12 protein-coding genes and 2 tRNA genes are annotated in these 18,144 nt (G+C 41.5%); 5 read left to right on the forward strand and 9 right to left on the reverse strand.

Translation table 11 applies throughout. From position 1 onward, the window contains the following. The first annotated feature begins 55 nt into the window (after nucleotides 1–55). Entirely contained in the window at nucleotides 56–2,035 is a 1,980-nt protein-coding gene (locus tag C6P39_RS01085; protein WP_095173955.1) for an oxidoreductase, read from the forward strand. 110 nt (nucleotides 2,036–2,145) lie between these two features. Here C6P39_RS01085 and C6P39_RS01090 read toward each other — a convergent pair whose 3' ends face one another. The 3 genes from C6P39_RS01090 to C6P39_RS01100 form a co-directional block, all read right to left on the reverse strand. Beyond that, nucleotides 2,146–3,018, reverse strand: coding sequence for an undecaprenyl-diphosphate phosphatase (locus tag C6P39_RS01090; RefSeq protein ID WP_095173953.1), 873 nt, complete (start codon nucleotides 3,016–3,018; stop codon nucleotides 2,146–2,148). A 360-nt stretch (nucleotides 3,019–3,378) separates the two neighbouring features. After that, nucleotides 3,379–6,576, reverse strand: a complete 3,198-nt coding sequence (gene carB, locus C6P39_RS01095; RefSeq protein ID WP_095173951.1) for a carbamoyl-phosphate synthase large subunit — start codon at nucleotides 6,574–6,576, stop codon at nucleotides 3,379–3,381. Next, the gene (locus tag C6P39_RS01100; protein WP_104802478.1) at nucleotides 6,576–7,649 is read right to left on the reverse strand and encodes a carbamoyl phosphate synthase small subunit; all 1,074 of its coding nucleotides are present in this window, start codon (nucleotides 7,647–7,649) and stop codon (nucleotides 6,576–6,578) included. The genes carB and C6P39_RS01100 overlap by 1 nt, the downstream gene beginning before the upstream one ends. A 463-nt stretch (nucleotides 7,650–8,112) precedes the next feature. Between C6P39_RS01100 and C6P39_RS01105 the strand changes: the two genes are divergently transcribed. Together C6P39_RS01105 and C6P39_RS01110 are read left to right on the forward strand one after the other, a co-directional pair. Next, nucleotides 8,113–8,196, forward strand: a tRNA-Leu gene (locus C6P39_RS01105). 170 nt (nucleotides 8,197–8,366) lie between these two features. Beyond that, nucleotides 8,367–8,450 (forward strand) — tRNA-Leu (locus C6P39_RS01110). 114 nt (nucleotides 8,451–8,564) lie between these two features. On the opposite strand, the gene C6P39_RS01115 is transcribed toward C6P39_RS01110, so the two are convergent. Beyond that, nucleotides 8,565–10,427, reverse strand: a complete 1,863-nt coding sequence (locus tag C6P39_RS01115) for a GBS Bsp-like repeat-containing protein (protein ID WP_167398039.1) — start codon at nucleotides 10,425–10,427, stop codon at nucleotides 8,565–8,567. Between the two features lie 132 nt (nucleotides 10,428–10,559). Then, on the reverse strand, nucleotides 10,560–11,903 hold the full coding sequence (locus C6P39_RS01120) for a Gfo/Idh/MocA family oxidoreductase (protein ID WP_104802480.1): 1,344 nt from the start codon (nucleotides 11,901–11,903) through the stop codon (nucleotides 10,560–10,562). Between the two features lie 223 nt (nucleotides 11,904–12,126). On the opposite strand from C6P39_RS01120, the gene C6P39_RS01125 reads away from it, so the two are divergent. Both C6P39_RS01125 and C6P39_RS01130 read left to right on the forward strand, forming a co-directional pair. Continuing rightward, nucleotides 12,127–13,185 (forward strand): DUF6077 domain-containing protein, encoded by a 1,059-nt coding sequence (locus C6P39_RS01125; RefSeq protein WP_158661418.1) that lies wholly within the window; start codon nucleotides 12,127–12,129, stop codon nucleotides 13,183–13,185. Between the two features lie 9 nt (nucleotides 13,186–13,194). Continuing rightward, the gene (locus tag C6P39_RS01130; RefSeq protein WP_104802482.1) at nucleotides 13,195–14,022 is read left to right on the forward strand and encodes a hypothetical protein; all 828 of its coding nucleotides are present in this window, start codon (nucleotides 13,195–13,197) and stop codon (nucleotides 14,020–14,022) included. Nucleotides 14,023–14,042: 20 nt separating this feature from the next. On the opposite strand, the gene C6P39_RS01135 is transcribed toward C6P39_RS01130, so the two are convergent. The 4 genes from C6P39_RS01135 to C6P39_RS01150 all read right to left on the reverse strand — a co-directional run bounded on the left by C6P39_RS01135 (nucleotide 14,043) and on the right by C6P39_RS01150 (nucleotide 18,133). Continuing rightward, on the reverse strand, nucleotides 14,043–15,176 hold the full coding sequence (locus C6P39_RS01135) for an acyltransferase family protein (RefSeq protein ID WP_104802483.1): 1,134 nt from the start codon (nucleotides 15,174–15,176) through the stop codon (nucleotides 14,043–14,045). 85 nt (nucleotides 15,177–15,261) lie between these two features. Beyond that, nucleotides 15,262–16,329, reverse strand: coding sequence for an NAD-dependent epimerase/dehydratase family protein (locus C6P39_RS01140; protein ID WP_104802484.1), 1,068 nt, complete (start codon nucleotides 16,327–16,329; stop codon nucleotides 15,262–15,264). A 20-nt stretch (nucleotides 16,330–16,349) separates the two neighbouring features. Beyond that, nucleotides 16,350–17,069 (reverse strand): IspD/TarI family cytidylyltransferase, encoded by a 720-nt coding sequence (locus C6P39_RS01145; protein WP_104802485.1) that lies wholly within the window; start codon nucleotides 17,067–17,069, stop codon nucleotides 16,350–16,352. 8 nt (nucleotides 17,070–17,077) lie between these two features. Then, nucleotides 17,078–18,133 (reverse strand): glycosyltransferase family 2 protein, encoded by a 1,056-nt coding sequence (locus C6P39_RS01150; protein WP_158661419.1) that lies wholly within the window; start codon nucleotides 18,131–18,133, stop codon nucleotides 17,078–17,080. Nucleotides 18,134–18,144: the final 11 nt, after the last annotated feature.

Raw genomic sequence — 18,144 nt, forward strand, 5'->3', positions numbered from 1 at the left:
CGGCAGGCTCCATGTAAAAGCAATACAGACACTCTTGTGAAAGGAGTGGATCCCGATGAAAAAATCAGATTTTAAATACCCTCATCTGTTTGCCCCCATTCAGCTTGGCAATGTACTTTTCCGTAACCGAATCTTCGCCTCCCCGACCGGTTACCAAAACCTGAATGGCGACGGCTATCTAAACGACGGCGCTGCGGCCTACTATGGCAGAAAAGCCATGGGAGGCGCTGCCAGCGTTGCCACCTTCGAGGGAATTGTTGACGGGGAGCTTGGAAGAGGCGGGGCTACACATATTGCGCTTGATACGCCCAATATAGACCGGGGAATTTCCAGAATTGCCTATGGCATCAGCCAGTACGGCGCTGTACCAACTCTGGAATTACAGCACACCGGCATGTTTGCCAACCGCGATCTGTCCTTTTTCGGAGCAGAGGCCAAAGGTATTGCCTATGGCCCGGTGGAATGCCAATGTGCAGGCAGGAAAATCCGCCCTATGACAGAGGAGATCATTGAACGCACCATCCAAAAATATATAGACGCAGCGCTCCTTGCAAAGAAATGCGGTTTCGGCATGGTTCTGGTACATGCAGGACACGGATGGATGCTGCACCAGTTCCTGTCCCCCATTACCAACACCAGAACAGACAAATGGGGCGGACCGGAAATCGAAAACAGAAGCAGACTTCTGCTCTCCATCGTGGACGGCATTCACAAAGCCTGCGGGGCCGGTTTCCCCGTGGAGGTCCGCATCAGCGGTTCCGAATGCTATGATGGAGGCTATGACATAGAAAATGGCATTGCCATTGCCAAACAGCTTGACGGACACGCGGATCTGATCCATGTCTCCGCCGGCAATCATGAGGTGGAGGAAGTTTTTGCCGTCACCCATCCAAGTATGTTTCTGGAGGACGGATGCAATGTGCATCTGGCTGCAGAGATCAAAAAACACGTAAACACCCCGGTAGCCACCATTGGCGCGCTCTCAGACCCTGGGCTTATGGAAGATATCCTTGCCTCAGGAAAAGCCGATGTTGTGGAACTGGGCAGAGAATTGCTGGCGGACCCGGATTTTCCAAATAAGATCCGCGCGGGACACGAGGACAAAGCGAGAAAATGTATGCGCTGTCTCTCCTGTTTTTCCAGCGAGCTGACCAACGGTGAACCCTACTGTGCCATCAATCCGGAATCCGGCCGTGAACTGGAGCTTCGCCATGCGCCCACTTGTGCGCAGGTAAAGAAAAAGGTTCTGGTAGTCGGCGGAGGCGTGGGCGGCATGCAGGCAGCTCTAACATGTTCCAAAATGGGACATCACGTTATTCTCTGTGAAAAAAATGAGCGGCTGGGCGGTGTACTTCGCTGTGAAGAAAACGTCGCCTTTAAGAAAAATCTGGATTACTATTTAAACCAGCAGGCGAAATGTGTTGAGGAAGATGATAATATAGAACTTCGCCTGCAGACGAAAGTGACGCCAGAATATGCGGAGGACTTAAACGCGGACGTCATCATCGCAGCCCTGGGTGCACAAGCAGCCCGGCCGCAGGTACCAGGTATAGACAGAAAAGAAGTATTTTCTGCCCAGGAGGCCTACCCTCTGGCAGAAAAGCTGGGTCCCGGAGTGATCATTCTGGGAGCCGGCCTGGTAGGAATCGAACTGGGACTGCATCTCATCCGCTATGGAAAGGATGTTACCATCCTGGAGATGACAGACCACATGAGCGACGGAGGAAATTTCCTCCACATGCTCGGACTACATGCGGAAATCAGAAAGCGCGGACTTAAGATCCTTTTTAATACCCAGGCTGTCCGGATCACGGATACAGGGGTCGCCTGCCATACACCGCAGGGTGACAGATTTTATGAGGCAGACCAGGTTGTCTATGCAGCCGGTCAGAAGCCGCTTCGGGAAGAGACAACTGCTCTCGCCTGCTGCGCACCGGAATTCTACATGCTTGGGGATTGTGTAACCCCGAAAAATATCACGGCAGCTACATCCACTGCCTATATGACAGCCAGAAATATAGGCAGGGATTACTGACATATTGTTTCCCATTTCTCTATTGTCTGTAAAATAGCTTACCCCTGTTTTACAGACGACAAAAGGGCATTGCAGCTGCAATGCCCTTTTATCATGTCTTTATCCATTCCTTATCCCGCTATCGTAAAGTAGAGAAGCACAATGACACCCAGTACGATTCTGTACCATCCAAAGACTTTGAAATCATGCTTCTTAATATATCCCATAAGAAATTTGATCGCCAGAATAGAGACCACGAAGGAAACCACCATTCCCACAACCAGTATCATCAGCTCCGCCCCTGTAAAATGCAGGCCGAACTTGACCAGTTTCAGCAGACTGGCACCGAACATGGTCGGTATTGCCAGGAAAAAAGTATATTCCGCTGCAACCGTTCTGGAGGCCCCCAGAAGGATCCCCCCGATGATGGTAGCTCCTGAACGGGATGTTCCCGGAATCACAGCCAAAAGCTGGAATACGCCGATAAGAAGGGCCATCTTCCAGGAAATCTCAGCAATAGAATTTACTGCCGGGTCCCTTTTCTTGTTGTAATCCTCAATGAGGATAAACAGCACGCCGTACACAATCAGCATGACAGCTACCACGAAATAATTATTGAACTTCTCTTCAATAAAATCATTGAAGGGAAGTGCTATAATGATCGCGGGCAGACAGGACACCACAATCTTAAACCACATGATCATTTTGTCTATCTGCACAAAACGGCAGATAAAACCGGCTGTTTTCTCAATCTTAGTCACGTTATGATGCTTTGGCCTCCTGTTGTGAAATGGCCAGAGGTCTTTAAAATAAAGCACCACCACTGCCATAATGGCGCCCAGCTGGATCACCACCATAAACATTTCCCAGAACTGCTTGCTCACATCCAGTTTTACAAATTCTTCAACCAGAATCAGATGACCGGTGCTGCTGATGGGAAGCCATTCTGTGATGCCCTCCACGATCCCAAGAAAAATAACCTTCAGTAATTCAATAAAATCCATTACACCCTCCCTTATGTAAAAAACTACATGACCATTCCGTCCACTGAATCGTCATGCATATTCGCCCACTAAAATCACTCTGCGATGGGGCGAATGCCAACTGCCACTAATCTCAGACACAGCCAGCGAAATAACTCCTCAGATCTGACTGAACATTTAAGAAACCGCCGCAAAAATAATCATACGGCGGTTGTCTTTCCTTCTGTCACAATATGTAACTATTCAGTAGGTCTGCGCTTTCACTGCGCTGACCGTAAGAAAGTGTACCACGGCCAAGGAAAAATCCCATCGCCAAAGGCGATTTTGCATGGATTTTTGCCTGTAGCTGTGAGGGCACTGAACAGTTACCACAATATTATATTATAACGCTGCAATATCTATCAGTTCCAATTTCTGTATATCTGTATTCTCCAGGCTGGTCACAAGCGCCTCTGCCGTATCCAGTGCTGTCAGCACATTGACGCCAGTCTCAATGGCATTGCGGCGGATGATAAATCCGTCTTTTGCTTTTTCCACACCCTGTGACGGTGTATCAATGACAAGATCGATCTTATGTCCCAGGATCAAATCCATCAGGTTTGGGGATGCCTGCTCAATTTTATTTGTGCGGACAGCCTTCACGCCGTTCTCACTCAGAACCTTAGCTGTGCTTCTGGTTGCGTAGATACGGTATCCGAGTGCCTCAAAACGCCGGGCAATGGGTACAATATCCTGCTTATCCTCATCCCTGACTGTAATGATCATGTTCTTGTGCTTAGGCAGATTAATGCCGGCACCTAAAAATGCCTTGTAGAGTGCTTCATTGAAGGACTCCGCAATACCCAGACACTCTCCTGTGGACTTCATCTCCGGTCCCAGGCTGATATCAGCCCCGCGGATCTTCTCAAAGGAGAACACAGGCATCTTGATGGCAATATGCTTTGCCTCCGGCTGGAGACCCGGTTCATATCCCAGTTCTCTTAATTTGTACCCCAGGATCATCTTTGTGGCCAGCGGTACAATGGGAATACCTGTCACTTTGCTGATATACGGCACGGTACGGCTGGAACGGGGATTGACCTCGATGACATATACGTCCTCACCGCACACGATGAACTGAATGTTGATCATACCGATAACATGCAGGGATTTTGCCAGCCTCCTGGTGTACTCCTCGATGGTCTTCTTGGCCGTCTCACTGATCGTGCGTGCCGGATATACGGAAATACTGTCCCCGGAATGGATACCCGCGCGCTCGATATGCTCCATGATCCCGGGTATCAGAATATCCTGCCCGTCGCAGATGGCATCCACCTCAATCTCCTTGCCCTGGAGATACTTATCTACAAGAATGGGGTGTTCCTGAGCAATTCTGTTGATGATGCCAATATACTGGTCCACATCCTCATCATTGATGGCAATCTGCATTCCCTGTCCGCCCAGCACATAGGAGGGACGAACAAGTACGGGATACCCCAGTGTATTCGCCACGCGGATCGCTTCGTCTGCCGTATATACTGTATGCCCCTGAGGTCTAGGAATATGACATTCCTCCAGAATCTTATCAAAAAGCTCACGGTCCTCCGCAGCATCCACGTCCTCAGCGGATGTTCCCAGGATTTTTACCCCCATCTTCATCAGGGCTTCTGTCAGCTTAATGGCGGTCTGGCCGCCAAACTGCACGACAGCACCGTCCGGTTTCTCTATATTTACCACATTCTCCACATCCTCTGGAGTCAGCGGTTCAAAATACAACTTATCTGCAATGTCAAAGTCTGTACTTACGGTTTCCGGGTTGTTATTGATGATAATGGTCTCATAGCCTTCTTTCTTGAACGCCCATGTACAGTGTACGGAACAAAAGTCAAATTCAATACCCTGACCGATCCGGATGGGACCGGAGCCAAGAACCAGGACCTTTTTCTTCTCTGATTTTCCATCCGCCTCATTTTCCCCGCCGTAGACAGAGTAATAATAGGGTGTGGCAGCCGCGAATTCAGCCGCGCAGGTATCCACCATCTTATAAGCTGCCGTGATTCCCCAGTTATAGCGCAGGTCCCTGATCTCTTCCTCTTTTTTACCGGTAAGGCGTGCGATCACGTTATCCGGGAATTCAATCCTCTTTGCCTCACGGAGCAGTTCCTCGGTAAGCTCCTGTGATGAGAGTGCCTGCTCCATTTCCACAAGAATGGCAATCTTGTCAATGAACCACAGATCGATCTTGGTCACTGCATGGATAATTTCATAGGAAATACCCCTGCGGACAGCCTCTGCAATCCTCCAGATCCTCATATCATCCACAAGCTTCAGATCTTCTGTCAATTCCTCCTCGGAAAGATTTGTGAAATCATAGGACATCAAACTGTCCACATGCTGTTCCAGGGAACGGATGGCTTTCATAAGAGCACCTTCAAAGTTATTGCAAATGCTCATTACTTCACCGGTAGCCTTCATCTGTGTGGTCAGAGTCCTCTTGGCACTGATAAATTTATCGAAAGGCAGACGTGGTATTTTTACAACACAATAGTCCAGCATAGGCTCAAAGCTGGCATAAGTCTTACCTGTGATCGCATTCGGGATCTCATCCAGGGTATAGCCCAGGGCAATCTTGGCTGCCACCTTGGCAATCGGATAGCCTGTAGCTTTGGATGCCAGGGCTGAGGAACGGGATACACGGGGATTCACCTCAATGACACAGTATTCAAAGCTGTCCGGATTCAGGGCATACTGTACGTTACAACCGCCGGTGATCCCCAGCTCTGTGATAATGTTTAATGCAGAAGTCCGCAGCATCTGGTATTCCTTATCCCCCAGTGTCTGGGAAGGAGCCACAACGATACTGTCTCCCGTATGCACGCCCACAGGGTCAATATTCTCCATATTACATACTGTGATGCAGTTGCCTGCGCCGTCGCGCATAACCTCATATTCAACCTCTTTCCATCCTGCAATACAGCGCTCCACCAACACCTCACCTACACGGGAGAGACGAAGGCCGTTTTCCAGGATTTCCACAAGCTGCGCCTCGTCATAAGCTATGCCGCCGCCGCTTCCGCCCAGAGTATAGGCCGGACGCAGAACCACCGGGTATCCGATTTCATTTGTAAAGGCAATACCATCCTTCACGGTCTTAACAACCAGGGAAGCAGCGACCGGCTCACCAATCTTTTCCATGGTATCCTTAAATTCCTGGCGGTCCTCAGCTTTTTTGATGGTCTCCGATGTGGTCCCGATCAGGCGCACATTCTGTTCTTTTAAGAAACCTCTCTCCTCCAGCTCCATAGCCAGATTCAGTCCGGCCTGGCCGCCCAGGGTAGGCAGAACACTGTCTGGTTTTTCTTTGAGGATAAGCTGTTCCACTACCTCCACAGTCAGAGGTTCGATATAAACTTTGTCCGCAATATCCTTATCGGTCATAATGGTAGCCGGATTGGAATTCAGAAGAACAACCTCTATGCCCTCTTCCTTCAGGGAGCGGCACGCCTGTGTTCCCGCATAATCAAACTCAGCTGCCTGTCCGATAATGATCGGGCCGGAGCCAATCACCAGCACCTTTTTTATATCCTGAATTTTCGGCATTATTCGCTCACCTCCATCATTTTCATAAACCTGTCAAACAAATATCCGGAATCCTGGGGGCCTGGACAAGCCTCCGGATGAAACTGCACGGTAAAAATATTCTTACCTGTATATTTTAATCCCTCGTTTGTTTTGTCATTGACATTCTCGAATGCGGGTACCGCCACCTGAGGGTCCAGAGTGTCCGTATCTACCATATATCCATGGTTCTGTGATGAAATATATACCCTGCCTGTCTCCAGGTCCTTTACGGGGTGATTTCCGCCTCTGTGGCCGTATTTCATCTTCCTGGTATCCGCACCTGTTGCCAGCGCCATAAGCTGATGTCCGAGACAGATCGCAAAGATTGGCACCTGGGAATCATAAAGTTTTTTGATCTCTTCTATAATAGATGTGCACTCCTTCGGATCTCCGGGGCCATTTGAGAGCATAATGCCGTCAGGATCATCTTTAAGGATCTCCTCCGCTTTGGTAAACGCCGGATACACAGTGACCTGGCATCCGCGCTGGTTCAGAGACCGGGCAATATTGTCTTTTGCACCAAAGTCCATGAGAGCCACCTTTGGTCCGCTGCCCTTCAGCACTTTTTTCTCCTCACATGTTACCCGTTCCACGACTCTGCCTGTGGTATATTCTTTTAATTTTGGAAGAACCTCTTCCAGTTTATAATCTGCATTGGTGGTGATCATGCCGTTCATGGTGCCCTTTTCCCTCAGGATTTTAGTAAGGGCTCTGGTATCAATCCCCGCGATTCCGGGAATGTCATATCTTTTCAGGAAATTCTGTATGGTATCTTCACAGCGGAAGTTGCTTGGAATACGGGATATTTCCCTGACAATATAGCCGTCCGGCCATGGTCTTAAAGATTCCTGGTCCTCATGGCAAATGCCATAATTACCGATCAAAGGATATGTCATGCAGACTGCCTGTCCGGCGTAAGAAGGGTCTGTAAGAACTTCAAGATAACCTGTCATCGAGGTGTTAAAGACGATTTCACTGATAATTTCTTTCTTCGACCCTATGCTGGTCCCGGTAAAGACGGTGCCGTCTTCCAGTATTAAAAATGCTTTCATGCTTTCACCTGTCTTCCTTTCTATAGCGCACTGTTAATGGTTCCCCAAATTTTCCCCAAATTGTAAAAAGTGTATCACAACATGTAGTGTTTTTCAACCTTTTTTTCTTGTTTTTTCGCGGTTTTTTCACAGCCGGGATTTAGAAGCTTTTGAAATATCCGGCTGTTTGGATCCCGTATGATGGAATGTTTTAATATTTGGGGATGAGAATGTAGATTATGTAGTTAGCATTTCCTTATTATGACGGAAATATGGGATGATTTTATGACGGAGGGTTTTTGTCATTTTTTAATATGGAAGGATCATAGAATGGTATTCTTTTGTAAGGAAAAATAGGCACAAAATGTCGAGAACGTGAATTGCGTTAATTTTTTTAAAAACTTTGAAAATTAGTGTTGACATTTCCTGTAAAATCATGTAATATATGTCTTGTGCTTGAGAGAGCACGAACTTAATAGAAGATGCAGGAGTGGCGGAATTGGCAGACGCGCAGGCTTCAGGTGCCTGTGGTAGCAATATCGTGTGGGTTCAAGTCCCATCTCCTGCATCCTTTTTTTATTTTTTAACGGTGATTTATAGCGATGGCTGCAGTTGATACGGGCCGGCGGCCTTTTGTGATCAGGAGTTTTTAATTTTTTCAAAAAAGGTATTGACTTTCTTGTCCGAATCGTGTAATATATCACTTGTGTTCGAGAGAACACGAACTTAATAGAAGATGCAGGAGTGGCGGAATTGGCAGACGCGCAGGCTTCAGGTGCCTGTGGTAGCAATATCGTGTGGGTTCAAGTCCCATCTCCTGCATCCTTTTTTTGTTTAAAAATCAACTGGCACTTTTTATATATTGAAATAAAATCTTAAATCCCTGTTTATAAACACACCATGTTTATAAACAGGGATTTTTTAATTCATCATTTGCTACCTCGTTATAGCACCGGCGGCAGACCCCAGTAATTCAGAATCACCACTGCCATTTACCACATATACATGAATATTATATTCAGATACCTTATATGCAAAATCTGCTGCCCATACTTTTATCATATAGGTTCCGTCATCCTGTAATTCTGCCTCATACCATTTTAAATCACTCTGGTCCTCTTCCGCCCAGACAGCACACCTTACAGCCCGGCTATCTTCTGCAGGGGGAAGGTTCTGCACCAGTACATCATACTTTCCTGTTTTGAAATCATATGGTGTCACTGTGATCTCAATCTCGGCACTCTCAGGTATATCCTCCTCCACTTCCGGCCCGATCTCCTCACTCTCCTGAGGAACAACGATATCTTCTGTAAGTTTTTCCATCAGCTCTGATTTCTTATCCAGCTCATTATCAACGGTTGCCTTGTCAAACTTTTCCAGAAGTGTTGCCTCCGATGAAAAAAGGTTTGTACCTAATCCCAACCTGTTTCCCTCAATTTTCACTCCCAAACTTGCCAGGGTAGTGGGGAAATTATCAAATGTAGAGTAATCTCTGTAAACATTATTTTTCGCACTTGCAGCTGAGTTTATGTATGTTGTATATACTTTACGCTGATAATCCTCATCTACGTCCTCGCAAAAATCACTATCCATTGTAGGATGATCTCCTGAAATAACGATTGTTGTATTATCATAAAAATCCTGCTTCTGAACCCACTGCACGAACTCAGCTACTCTCTTACTGGAACAAGCAATAACGTTGGCATACTGGTCATCCTGAAAATCCTCCTGGCAATCCTCACAAACATACCCATCCTCAAAATGTGTATCCACTGTCAGCATTGTCAAATTGAACGGTTGATTTGAAGAACTCACCTCTAGAAGCCGTTGTTTCGCAAACTCAAACAACTTCTTGTCCTCATACCCCCAGAACACATGGTAATCCTCCGGAATTTCACCATTTTCCTTGCTGTAATAGTAATCGTAAATATTATAACCGCCATGTTGAGTAAAAAGCAGTTTCCTGCCCCCAAAATCAGCATCTGAGCCAATCAGAAGACTTTGATCATATCCTGCCTCCTGAAGAATATCTCCAATTGTCGTTAATCCCGGTAAAAAACTCTCCTGTTCATTCATGGCATTTGAATCCACCGGGATCATAAGGGGAAGTCCCGAACTCTGTGCAAACATGGCTGCCACGGTCCAGCCCGTACCATTGAAAGAGATTCCGCCATTCAAAGTCTCATGATCTCCCGAAAAATTTTCATTCTGATTGGATAACTCTGTTAATTCCGGTATTACATTTTCTTTAAACGCACCTCCGCTTTCCTTGTCGGAAAACGTATTTTCTACAGATTCAAGGTAAATATAAATAAGATTTCTCTTCTGCTCCGGAAACTGAATTTCCACATCCTGCGGACTCACATAATTATCATCGATGAATGTAGAGTAGGTACTTTTATTACTGGCATAAGCTTTGATATCAAGCCGCTTCCACATATACTGTATAGAAGAACCTGCAACAATAACGGATAAAACTGCCGTAGATAATAAAACCAAACCCTTTTTCTTCTTGATCATCCGGTATAACACAAATGTAAAACACAGAATTCCAATCGTCACCAGCACACAGGATAATATATAACTTACTATAATACCACTGTCCGTCCCCTGAAGGGGTGATTGGATATGAAACATCAGTTCATTCATAGTAAGGCCGGTCCATGTCCTGAACATCCATGATATGCTGGTGGCAATAAGCAGGGAAACAAATGCCACAAGGAACCCGATAATGATTCCAATTATTTTAAAAATCCTTTTGTGTTTCTGTAAAAAACTACCATCTTTTTCTTCGTCCATATACATCACCATTTGTCTAAATTTGATAAATCCATGCCGAGGCATTTCTCTTCTTTTTAAGATAACATAATTCGACAGCAGATTGCAATATAGACGTTAAGATTTCTTTATAATTCAACAGAAAACTTGATTTCAAAAACTTTTAACCTGATTTCCATTGTATAAATCTCCCACAATCCCGGCAATTGAGAGAGAAACATCTTTATCTATATATGAATTTATTTTTCCCATCTCTATTGATTTTACAAAAGCTACTATTTCATAGCGTATGCCTTCTCCATCCAACTGATAAAAATATCTTTTATTGTCATTAGGATTTTCATAACGGATTTCAAAGTAATCCGTTTTCCACCATGGAGCCGGCACGTAAATATATCCCTTTGTACCGCTGATCACCAGCTCTCCTTCAGATTTTACACCATTTCCAACTTTGAGTGATGCCACAGCATTATGATAAATAAAATCAATCTTGGTAAACATATCAAATTTTTTTGCCTCATCTGCAAAATGTGCAGCGATTGACCGCTCTGCATATTGACTTCCCAATAATTGAAAAATAGGAAGCATAGCGTTGGGCCCCCAATAACAAATGCTGTTCCACTCATTTGAAATATCCAACGGATTTAAACTATTTATATCACGAAGGCTTGTGCACACAGAATCGACAGAAACCACCTCACCGATTACACCGCTTTTTGCCAGAAGCAATAAACGACAGTAGGCAGTTGAATACGCTGTTTTTATAGCTTCCATCAAAATGCAGCCCTTCTTCTCCGCCAATTCATAGACTTCTTCACACTCTTCCCTGCTCATTGCCATAGGTGACTCACATAAAACATGTTTTCCGCTTAAAAGTGCCTTTTTAACCTGCTCATAATGTTTAGTTGGATGAGACACAATATAAACCGCATCCGAATACTCCAATAACTCCTCATATGTCTCGAACCTGGTGTATGAAGATTTTACGGAATCAGGAAGGAAGTCTTCATTACCGGTATAGATACCGGATACCACAATCCCATTAACATAATGGCTCTCCTTCTCAAACTTATCCAGCAGAAGTGATTCCCCCACTAATCCCAAACATATTTGTCTCTTTTTTTCCCGCAATTCCGAACTTGAAATTCCTTCCGTCCTCTCCAGATACACAACCCGGCAATATTCATTGAGATAATCAAATTTCCCTTTCCAATCCGAACCTACTGTAAAAATATCAACCCCATATCTTCTGATATCATCTATCTTTTGCCCCTCGTACTCCTCTACGATGATTTCATCGGCAATTCCTGTTGCCCTCACTGCCTCCAACCGCTCCATCAGGGACTGCTGCACATTTATTTTTCCTCTTGTCTTGTCAAAATCATCCGCCGTGACACCTACGATCAAATAATCTCCAAGTGCCTTTGCCCGTTCTAATAACCTGATATGTCCATAATGGAGCAAATCATAGGTCCCATAAGTAATAACTTTTTTCACGCTTATCCCCCTGTTCATCAAAATCCAAAGTATCCGGTAGATGGCAAACGTCACAAAGAATACATCAGATTTTTATAACTTTATATTTTGTTTTTCTCTTAAAAGATAACATATTCCAATAAACTTATGCAATAGGTTCTCCTTAATTTCTCTGCAACCGCTTGACTTTACCTATGAAATTGTGTAGTATGATTTTACGTTATGACTATATGAGGTGATACTATTGAATATAATATTAATCGGTCTTTTATTTTTACTTCAATTTTTTATTTTTTTCTGCTTTGGATCCCTGTTCTTTCATATAATCCATAAAAAAGTAACTTCATTTACCTTAACTGTAATCAGTGGATTTTTATTGAATTTCTCTGTTTTTGAAGTTGTTGCAATGCCTTTTATTTTGTTGAAACAGCCATTGTCACTACTTACTTATAGTTGGATGTTCTTTGCCGGACTCATCATACTGATCTCTGTTATATCCTGTCATCGTGAATGGTTTAAACTGGCAGCAACTTTTTCAATAAAAATAAGAGAACACTCCTGGTTGAGTATCGTATTGTTTGTCTGCATTATTTTTCAAATGTTGCTTGTTTTTACTCACATGGATGCAAGCGCCGACGCCAGTTATTATGTGGGCAAGGTTTCAACTGATGTTTATACGAATACTCTTGGTATCTATGACCCATACACAGGAAACAAACTGTCTTACTTTTATGCCCGTTATCTTTTTTCCTGCTATCCGGACTACAATGCAGTGTTTTCCCAGTTTTTTCATATACATGCACTTAAGCAGACAAAAGTCATTATGCCTGAAATCATTATTTTAGTTACAAATATGTTGTATTACCAGGTTGGATTATTACTGTTCAAAAAGAACAGAAAAAAGGCTGCCATACTGGTTCTGTTTATATTTATGGTCAATTTATATAGTAATACCATATATACTTCAGCCAATTTCCTGTTTTTAAGAACATATGAAGGCAAATCGATACTGGCAAATATTATTATAACAACTATAGTATATTGTTATCTCTCACTATATCAAGATTATTGCCGGAAACTGCCCAAAATACTTTTATTATTTGTTGGATTAAGCAGCGTAGCCTTTTCTTCCTCCGCCATGCTGATGGTACCCATAGCATTTGCTGCCGGCTTTTTTTTCTTTGTAATTTTGAAAAAGAACTGGATGTCTATTGGTTGGTATATACTATATATTTTTCCAAATTTGGCAACAGCAATGATTTATCTCATGCATACCAAGGGAATCTTATTATTTAAAATTTAGGAGGCGACAATGGGAAACGTAAATTTGGATGAATTAGGCCTTAGTTTCGTAAAAATATGTTTGCAAAATTATTGGGGGACTATTTATTTTTTTGGCATTTTCGCCGCATGTTTATTTGGAATTTACTTGTATAAAAAAAAGGAGGCTACAATTTTGGTTTTCTATACAGCCTTCCTATTTTTGACAATATATAATCCTTTTTTAGTAAAATTCTTTTACAGCAAATTAGGCTCAGATGTTATTTACTATCGTTTTTTCTGGCTTTTACCGATAAGTATCGTAATAGCCTATTATTGCGTGGAAATCATTTCAGGTTCAAAGGCATATGTCTCTAAGTGGATTGTTTCCGTTGCCCTGTGCCTTGTAATCACCATTGCAGGTGCTCCTATTAAAACCATCCCGGAAGCTGCTGATATCCCCCAAAATTTATACAAAGTGCCGGATTCTTTACTGGAAATGTGTCAGATCATTCATGATGATTCAAACATTCCCAATCCAAAGATTGTTGCAGAAACCTCTCTTCATATGCTACTACGGCAGTATGATCCGTCTATTATACTCACTGTAGATAGGGATAACCTCTTACATTATACGGGCAGTACCACCGTAGGAGCCAATTCAAATCCTTCTGCTTATCAGGAACAAGTTGCACTGCTGGAAGTGGTTCTTTATGGAAATCAAGAAGGCACTGACTCCTTTATTAGCGCAGTGCAAAATACTAAAACAAACTATCTGATACTTTATACCAATTCCACCACAAATGATTATTTACTTCAATTAGGATTTACAAATCTTGGGGAGTATGAGGGGTACACATTATATCGAACTTTTTTGTAATATATACCAATAGGATGGAATTAATAATTTACATTTCTTTTTCTTTTATTCAAAATGTGAGCAGCATATGTTTTCATCTTATCAATACTAACTGCAATCACAATTGGAACTATAATTCCAGACAGCAAATAGACGAAATACCATTGTGCTAAACCTTTTGGTAAATAATAATACCAAATATCCGAAAAATATTCAGACCAGTTAAATCCGGCACAAATATGTAAATATCTATTAGACAGCGCAAATATTGTTTTTATAAGATAAAACCCTAAAAATTGATTTATCATGATTGAAAATGTATGATCTGCCACTAATAGTACTATTTTACTTTTGAATAAAACGGGTGTCAAAATTTTTGCAATCCGTAGCCAAAAAGCCACACCACATATCCCCACAACAAAAGGTAGAATAACATTGCCAAAACCTGAGCACCATGCTGCAACATAGGAAACAGTTCCCCCATGTATTGTAATAATGGCAAGCTGAGCCATAAAAATAATCCCAAAATAAATCACATTAGAAAGCCTATCTTTTTTCTCCAAGGAATTTTTATAAACAATGCCCGCACCATAAAATGGAATAAAATACGCAATCCTCGCAAATATCAAGTAGAGACCTGTATTCCAACCGTTTTTTGCGGCATATATCCCGCCCACTCCACATATTAAAAATATTCCTTCTGCAATCCAATCCTTATTTGAAAATATTTTCCCTAATATCTTCCTGAGTAAGATATTTATTATAAAGATCATAAAAAGTGGACTTACAAACCATCCCCCTAAATTATATGCAAACTGGTGTCCTGTTACCCAGGGTGCAATAATTAAATTGTAAAAAGATATGTCTCCGCCTATTGAAAATCCAATCCACTTTGTAAAATAGACAAAAAAAGCATAAAAAAAATTCCATATATATAAGGGAATGACCAACTTTTTCATTTTATGCATAATAGCTTTAAAGATGTGTTTTTCACTATTACTGTTATAAAAATATCCGGAAGCAAACATAAATAATGCTAAATGGAATGCATACGGCGGAAAATACTCATAGCCTATGGAGACTCCCCCATTGCCGCAATGCCCCGCAACAATAAAAACCATACCCAAAGCATATAACACTTTAAACTCATAATTTATTTCTTTACTATTCTTCATTTCTCCCCTTCTCAATGATCAAATAGACTTGTACTTGTACATTGTACACCTGACTCATTGCTGGTGGAAATAAATACATTTGAATCTAATCAGAGTATATAAAACTATCTACGGTTCTCTTTAGACCATTTTCCAATGAAATCTCGGGTTTCCATCCTAAGTCTTCCAATTTTCTTGTAGATAGTTTAACCCTGCCCATTTTACTATACCCTATCCCCTGTGTCTTGGGGATATTATATAACAATTTAGAATTTTGCTCTGGATACATTTTTATCAGCATATCCGCCACATCACAGATTTTTCTTTCTTCTGTTTCGTTTGCAACATTATAGGCAGCACCATCCTCCCCCTCTAAAAGTATGAGTATTAAAGCAGCAATGGTATCGCTTATATAACAGAATGCCCTTTTTGCTTCACCTGTGCTTTTCAAGATTATATCTCTTTTATTTACAATATCACCTATAAAATCTGCCATCACTCTTCCATCATTCTCAATTGCCATTCCCGGTCCGTATGAATGAGCTATCCGCGCAACACAACAGTGCAAATCATATTGATATCCATAACATGCAAACATAGTTTCCGCTAGCCGCTTGCTCTCCGGATAACAGGATCTAATCTCCATAGTATCTAAAATCCCAAAATCAGACTCCCCAATTTCAGTTATATTCTCATTCATTTTTCCATATACTTCCCGCGTGGATGTGTAAATGATTTTTTTAATTTTTTTCATCCTGGCCAATTCTAAAACATTTAAAGTTCCAATTGAATTTGCTTTAATGATGTCAACAGGATCATTGATAATGCATTTTGGACTGGCGTTTCCTGCAGCGTGAATAATATAGTCTATCTGCCCGTCAATATGAAGAGGTTCACATACATCCTGCTCCAGAAGAAAAAAATTGCCGGACTCCCTGATTCCTTTAAAACGCATATGTGCTTTATGACTATTACGCACAAGTGCGTATATCTTTATATTAAAATTGCATTTTTCATTTAAATACTGCAGCATATATACTATATAAGTTGGCAGCATTCCATTTGCACCTGTTATTAAAACTGCCTTATCTTTTAATTTATCATATGGAATTTTCCGCAATAACAGCTCATGTAAATCATCCTGGACAAATCTATTATAGTAGCTAATAGTCATTTTTTCCTCCCATATCTCTGTCAGATACCAAATAGCTGAGAACTTTCTCTCGCTTCATATAATGCTCTAAATGTATAATAATCCATCGGCGTTGTAATTTTGATATTTTCCACCGGACCTGAAACTGTATACAGTGAATGGCCATAATGACGCATCAACGATGCGGAGTCTATAAAATCATTTTTATTTTCTTCTCTGGCACTTTCGTGAGCCTTTAATATTTCTTTTAAATAAAAGGACTGCGGTGCCCTGGCCATCAAACATTCTGATCGCTCAATGACATCTTTTATTTCTGAATTATTGTTTACTCGGATTATAGTCTCTATTGCCGGTGCTACAGTTACTGCATTTCCTTTTGCTTTAACAATTTGTATATTATCTGTTATTGTACCTTCATCTATTAATGGGCGTACCCCATCATGGATAAGAACAATGGTTTCTTCACTGTATTGTTTTTTAGTAGCTATCAGTCCTTTATATATAGATTCTTGCCCTGTGGTTCCACCAGATACAATCGCATCAACTTTATTTATATCAAATTTCTTTATGAGTTTTTTTAGATATGGAATCCATTCTTCTACACAGGAAATCACAATACCATTAATATCAGGATGATTTTCAAACACTTCCAATGTATGAATGATAATTTCTTTTCCATGCAATTTTAAAAACTGCTTTGGAAGTGCCTTCGTGTTCATGCGTTTTCCTATTCCACCCGCAAATATAATCGCAATATTCATATTCTCTCCTACATTTCTGTGATTTTTTTTGAAACATAAGTGCTGTAGAACTTAATCAGACATAATAACAGTCCATAAAATTTCCAGTAATAGAGCAAGGCTATAAACGATTGTGCTTTTTCAGTCTTCAGCATTTTAAAAAATCTCTCTCTTGTAAGATTAATTTCAAATGCATTGTCCTCCCCCATTTGTTTCAAATATCTTTTTTTTTCTTTGATTTTCCATGTGGAAATTGGCCTGTTAAGCATCAACAATAAAGGGATAATATATTCCCTCACTTTAGCAAACTCTACATCGACATTGAAATTATTTAAATAGCCCAGCTTATCCCATACACTTTTTTCATAATAATAAGATTGTTTATGTTTATCCAAAGCTTTTTCATTGAATTTAGCAGATGCACTATATGATTTACGTGTATAATGCGTATAATAACATCCTGGAATAAGAACCAAAGACTCTAAATATGGAAAAAGTTCCCTACAAAAAACGTGGTCTTCATTTCCATACCTAAATTCTTCATGAAAATAAACCTTATTCCTGCGCACAGTTTCTGTTTTATAGATTCCATCCCAAACTGCACTTAAACATTCCTTTTTCTCTAACTGAAAATAATTTTTTCTTATATCATCATTAAAATATTCTTCTTCTGTAAACTGGCGGATTTCATTATGAAGTAATTTATCTTCCGCATTTACAAACGAAGATTTCCTTCCAAATTTAACCATATCCGCCGAAAATTTCTTGGCCGCCTTGTAGGCATTTTCCAATAGTCCTGCGTGGATAATATCGTCATTATCCATAAAGGCCAGATATTCACCTTTTGCTATGTCAATAGCATTGTTTCTGGCCGCACACATCCCACTGTTTTTTTGATGCATTACGACAATTCTCTTATCAAATTCAGCATATCTATCACAGATATCTCCGCTGCTGTCTGAAGAACCATCATCTACCAAAATTATCTCTATCTCTTTTAATGTTTGATTTACAACAGAATCTATGGCCTTTTGGAGAAAATTTTCCGCATTATATATTGGCATTATCATCGTGACCTTAATCATATTACTCCTCA

The sequence above is a fragment of the Blautia marasmi genome, from assembly GCF_900258535.1.
Taxonomy (GTDB): Bacteria; Bacillota; Clostridia; order Lachnospirales; family Lachnospiraceae; genus Blautia; species Blautia hominis.

Excerpts from the sequence above, each read along its gene's own strand:
- C6P39_RS01085 (WP_095173955.1), top strand. The coding sequence starts at position 56 with ATGAAAAAATCAGATTTTAAATACCCTCATCTGTTTGCCCCCATTCAG.
- C6P39_RS01090 (WP_095173953.1), bottom strand. The coding sequence starts at position 3,018 with ATGGATTTTATTGAATTACTGAAGGTTATTTTTCTTGGGATCGTGGAG.
- carB (WP_095173951.1), bottom strand. The coding sequence starts at position 6,576 with ATGCCGAAAATTCAGGATATAAAAAAGGTGCTGGTGATTGGCTCCGGC.
- C6P39_RS01100 (WP_104802478.1), bottom strand. The coding sequence starts at position 7,649 with ATGAAAGCATTTTTAATACTGGAAGACGGCACCGTCTTTACCGGGACC.
- C6P39_RS01115 (WP_167398039.1), bottom strand. The coding sequence starts at position 10,427 with ATGGACGAAGAAAAAGATGGTAGTTTTTTACAGAAACACAAAAGGATT.
- C6P39_RS01130 (WP_104802482.1), top strand. The coding sequence starts at position 13,195 with ATGGGAAACGTAAATTTGGATGAATTAGGCCTTAGTTTCGTAAAAATA.
- C6P39_RS01135 (WP_104802483.1), bottom strand. The coding sequence starts at position 15,176 with ATGAAGAATAGTAAAGAAATAAATTATGAGTTTAAAGTGTTATATGCT.
- C6P39_RS01140 (WP_104802484.1), bottom strand. The coding sequence starts at position 16,329 with ATGACTATTAGCTACTATAATAGATTTGTCCAGGATGATTTACATGAG.
- C6P39_RS01145 (WP_104802485.1), bottom strand. The coding sequence starts at position 17,069 with ATGAATATTGCGATTATATTTGCGGGTGGAATAGGAAAACGCATGAAC.
- C6P39_RS01150 (WP_158661419.1), bottom strand. The coding sequence starts at position 18,133 with ATGATTAAGGTCACGATGATAATGCCAATATATAATGCGGAAAATTTT.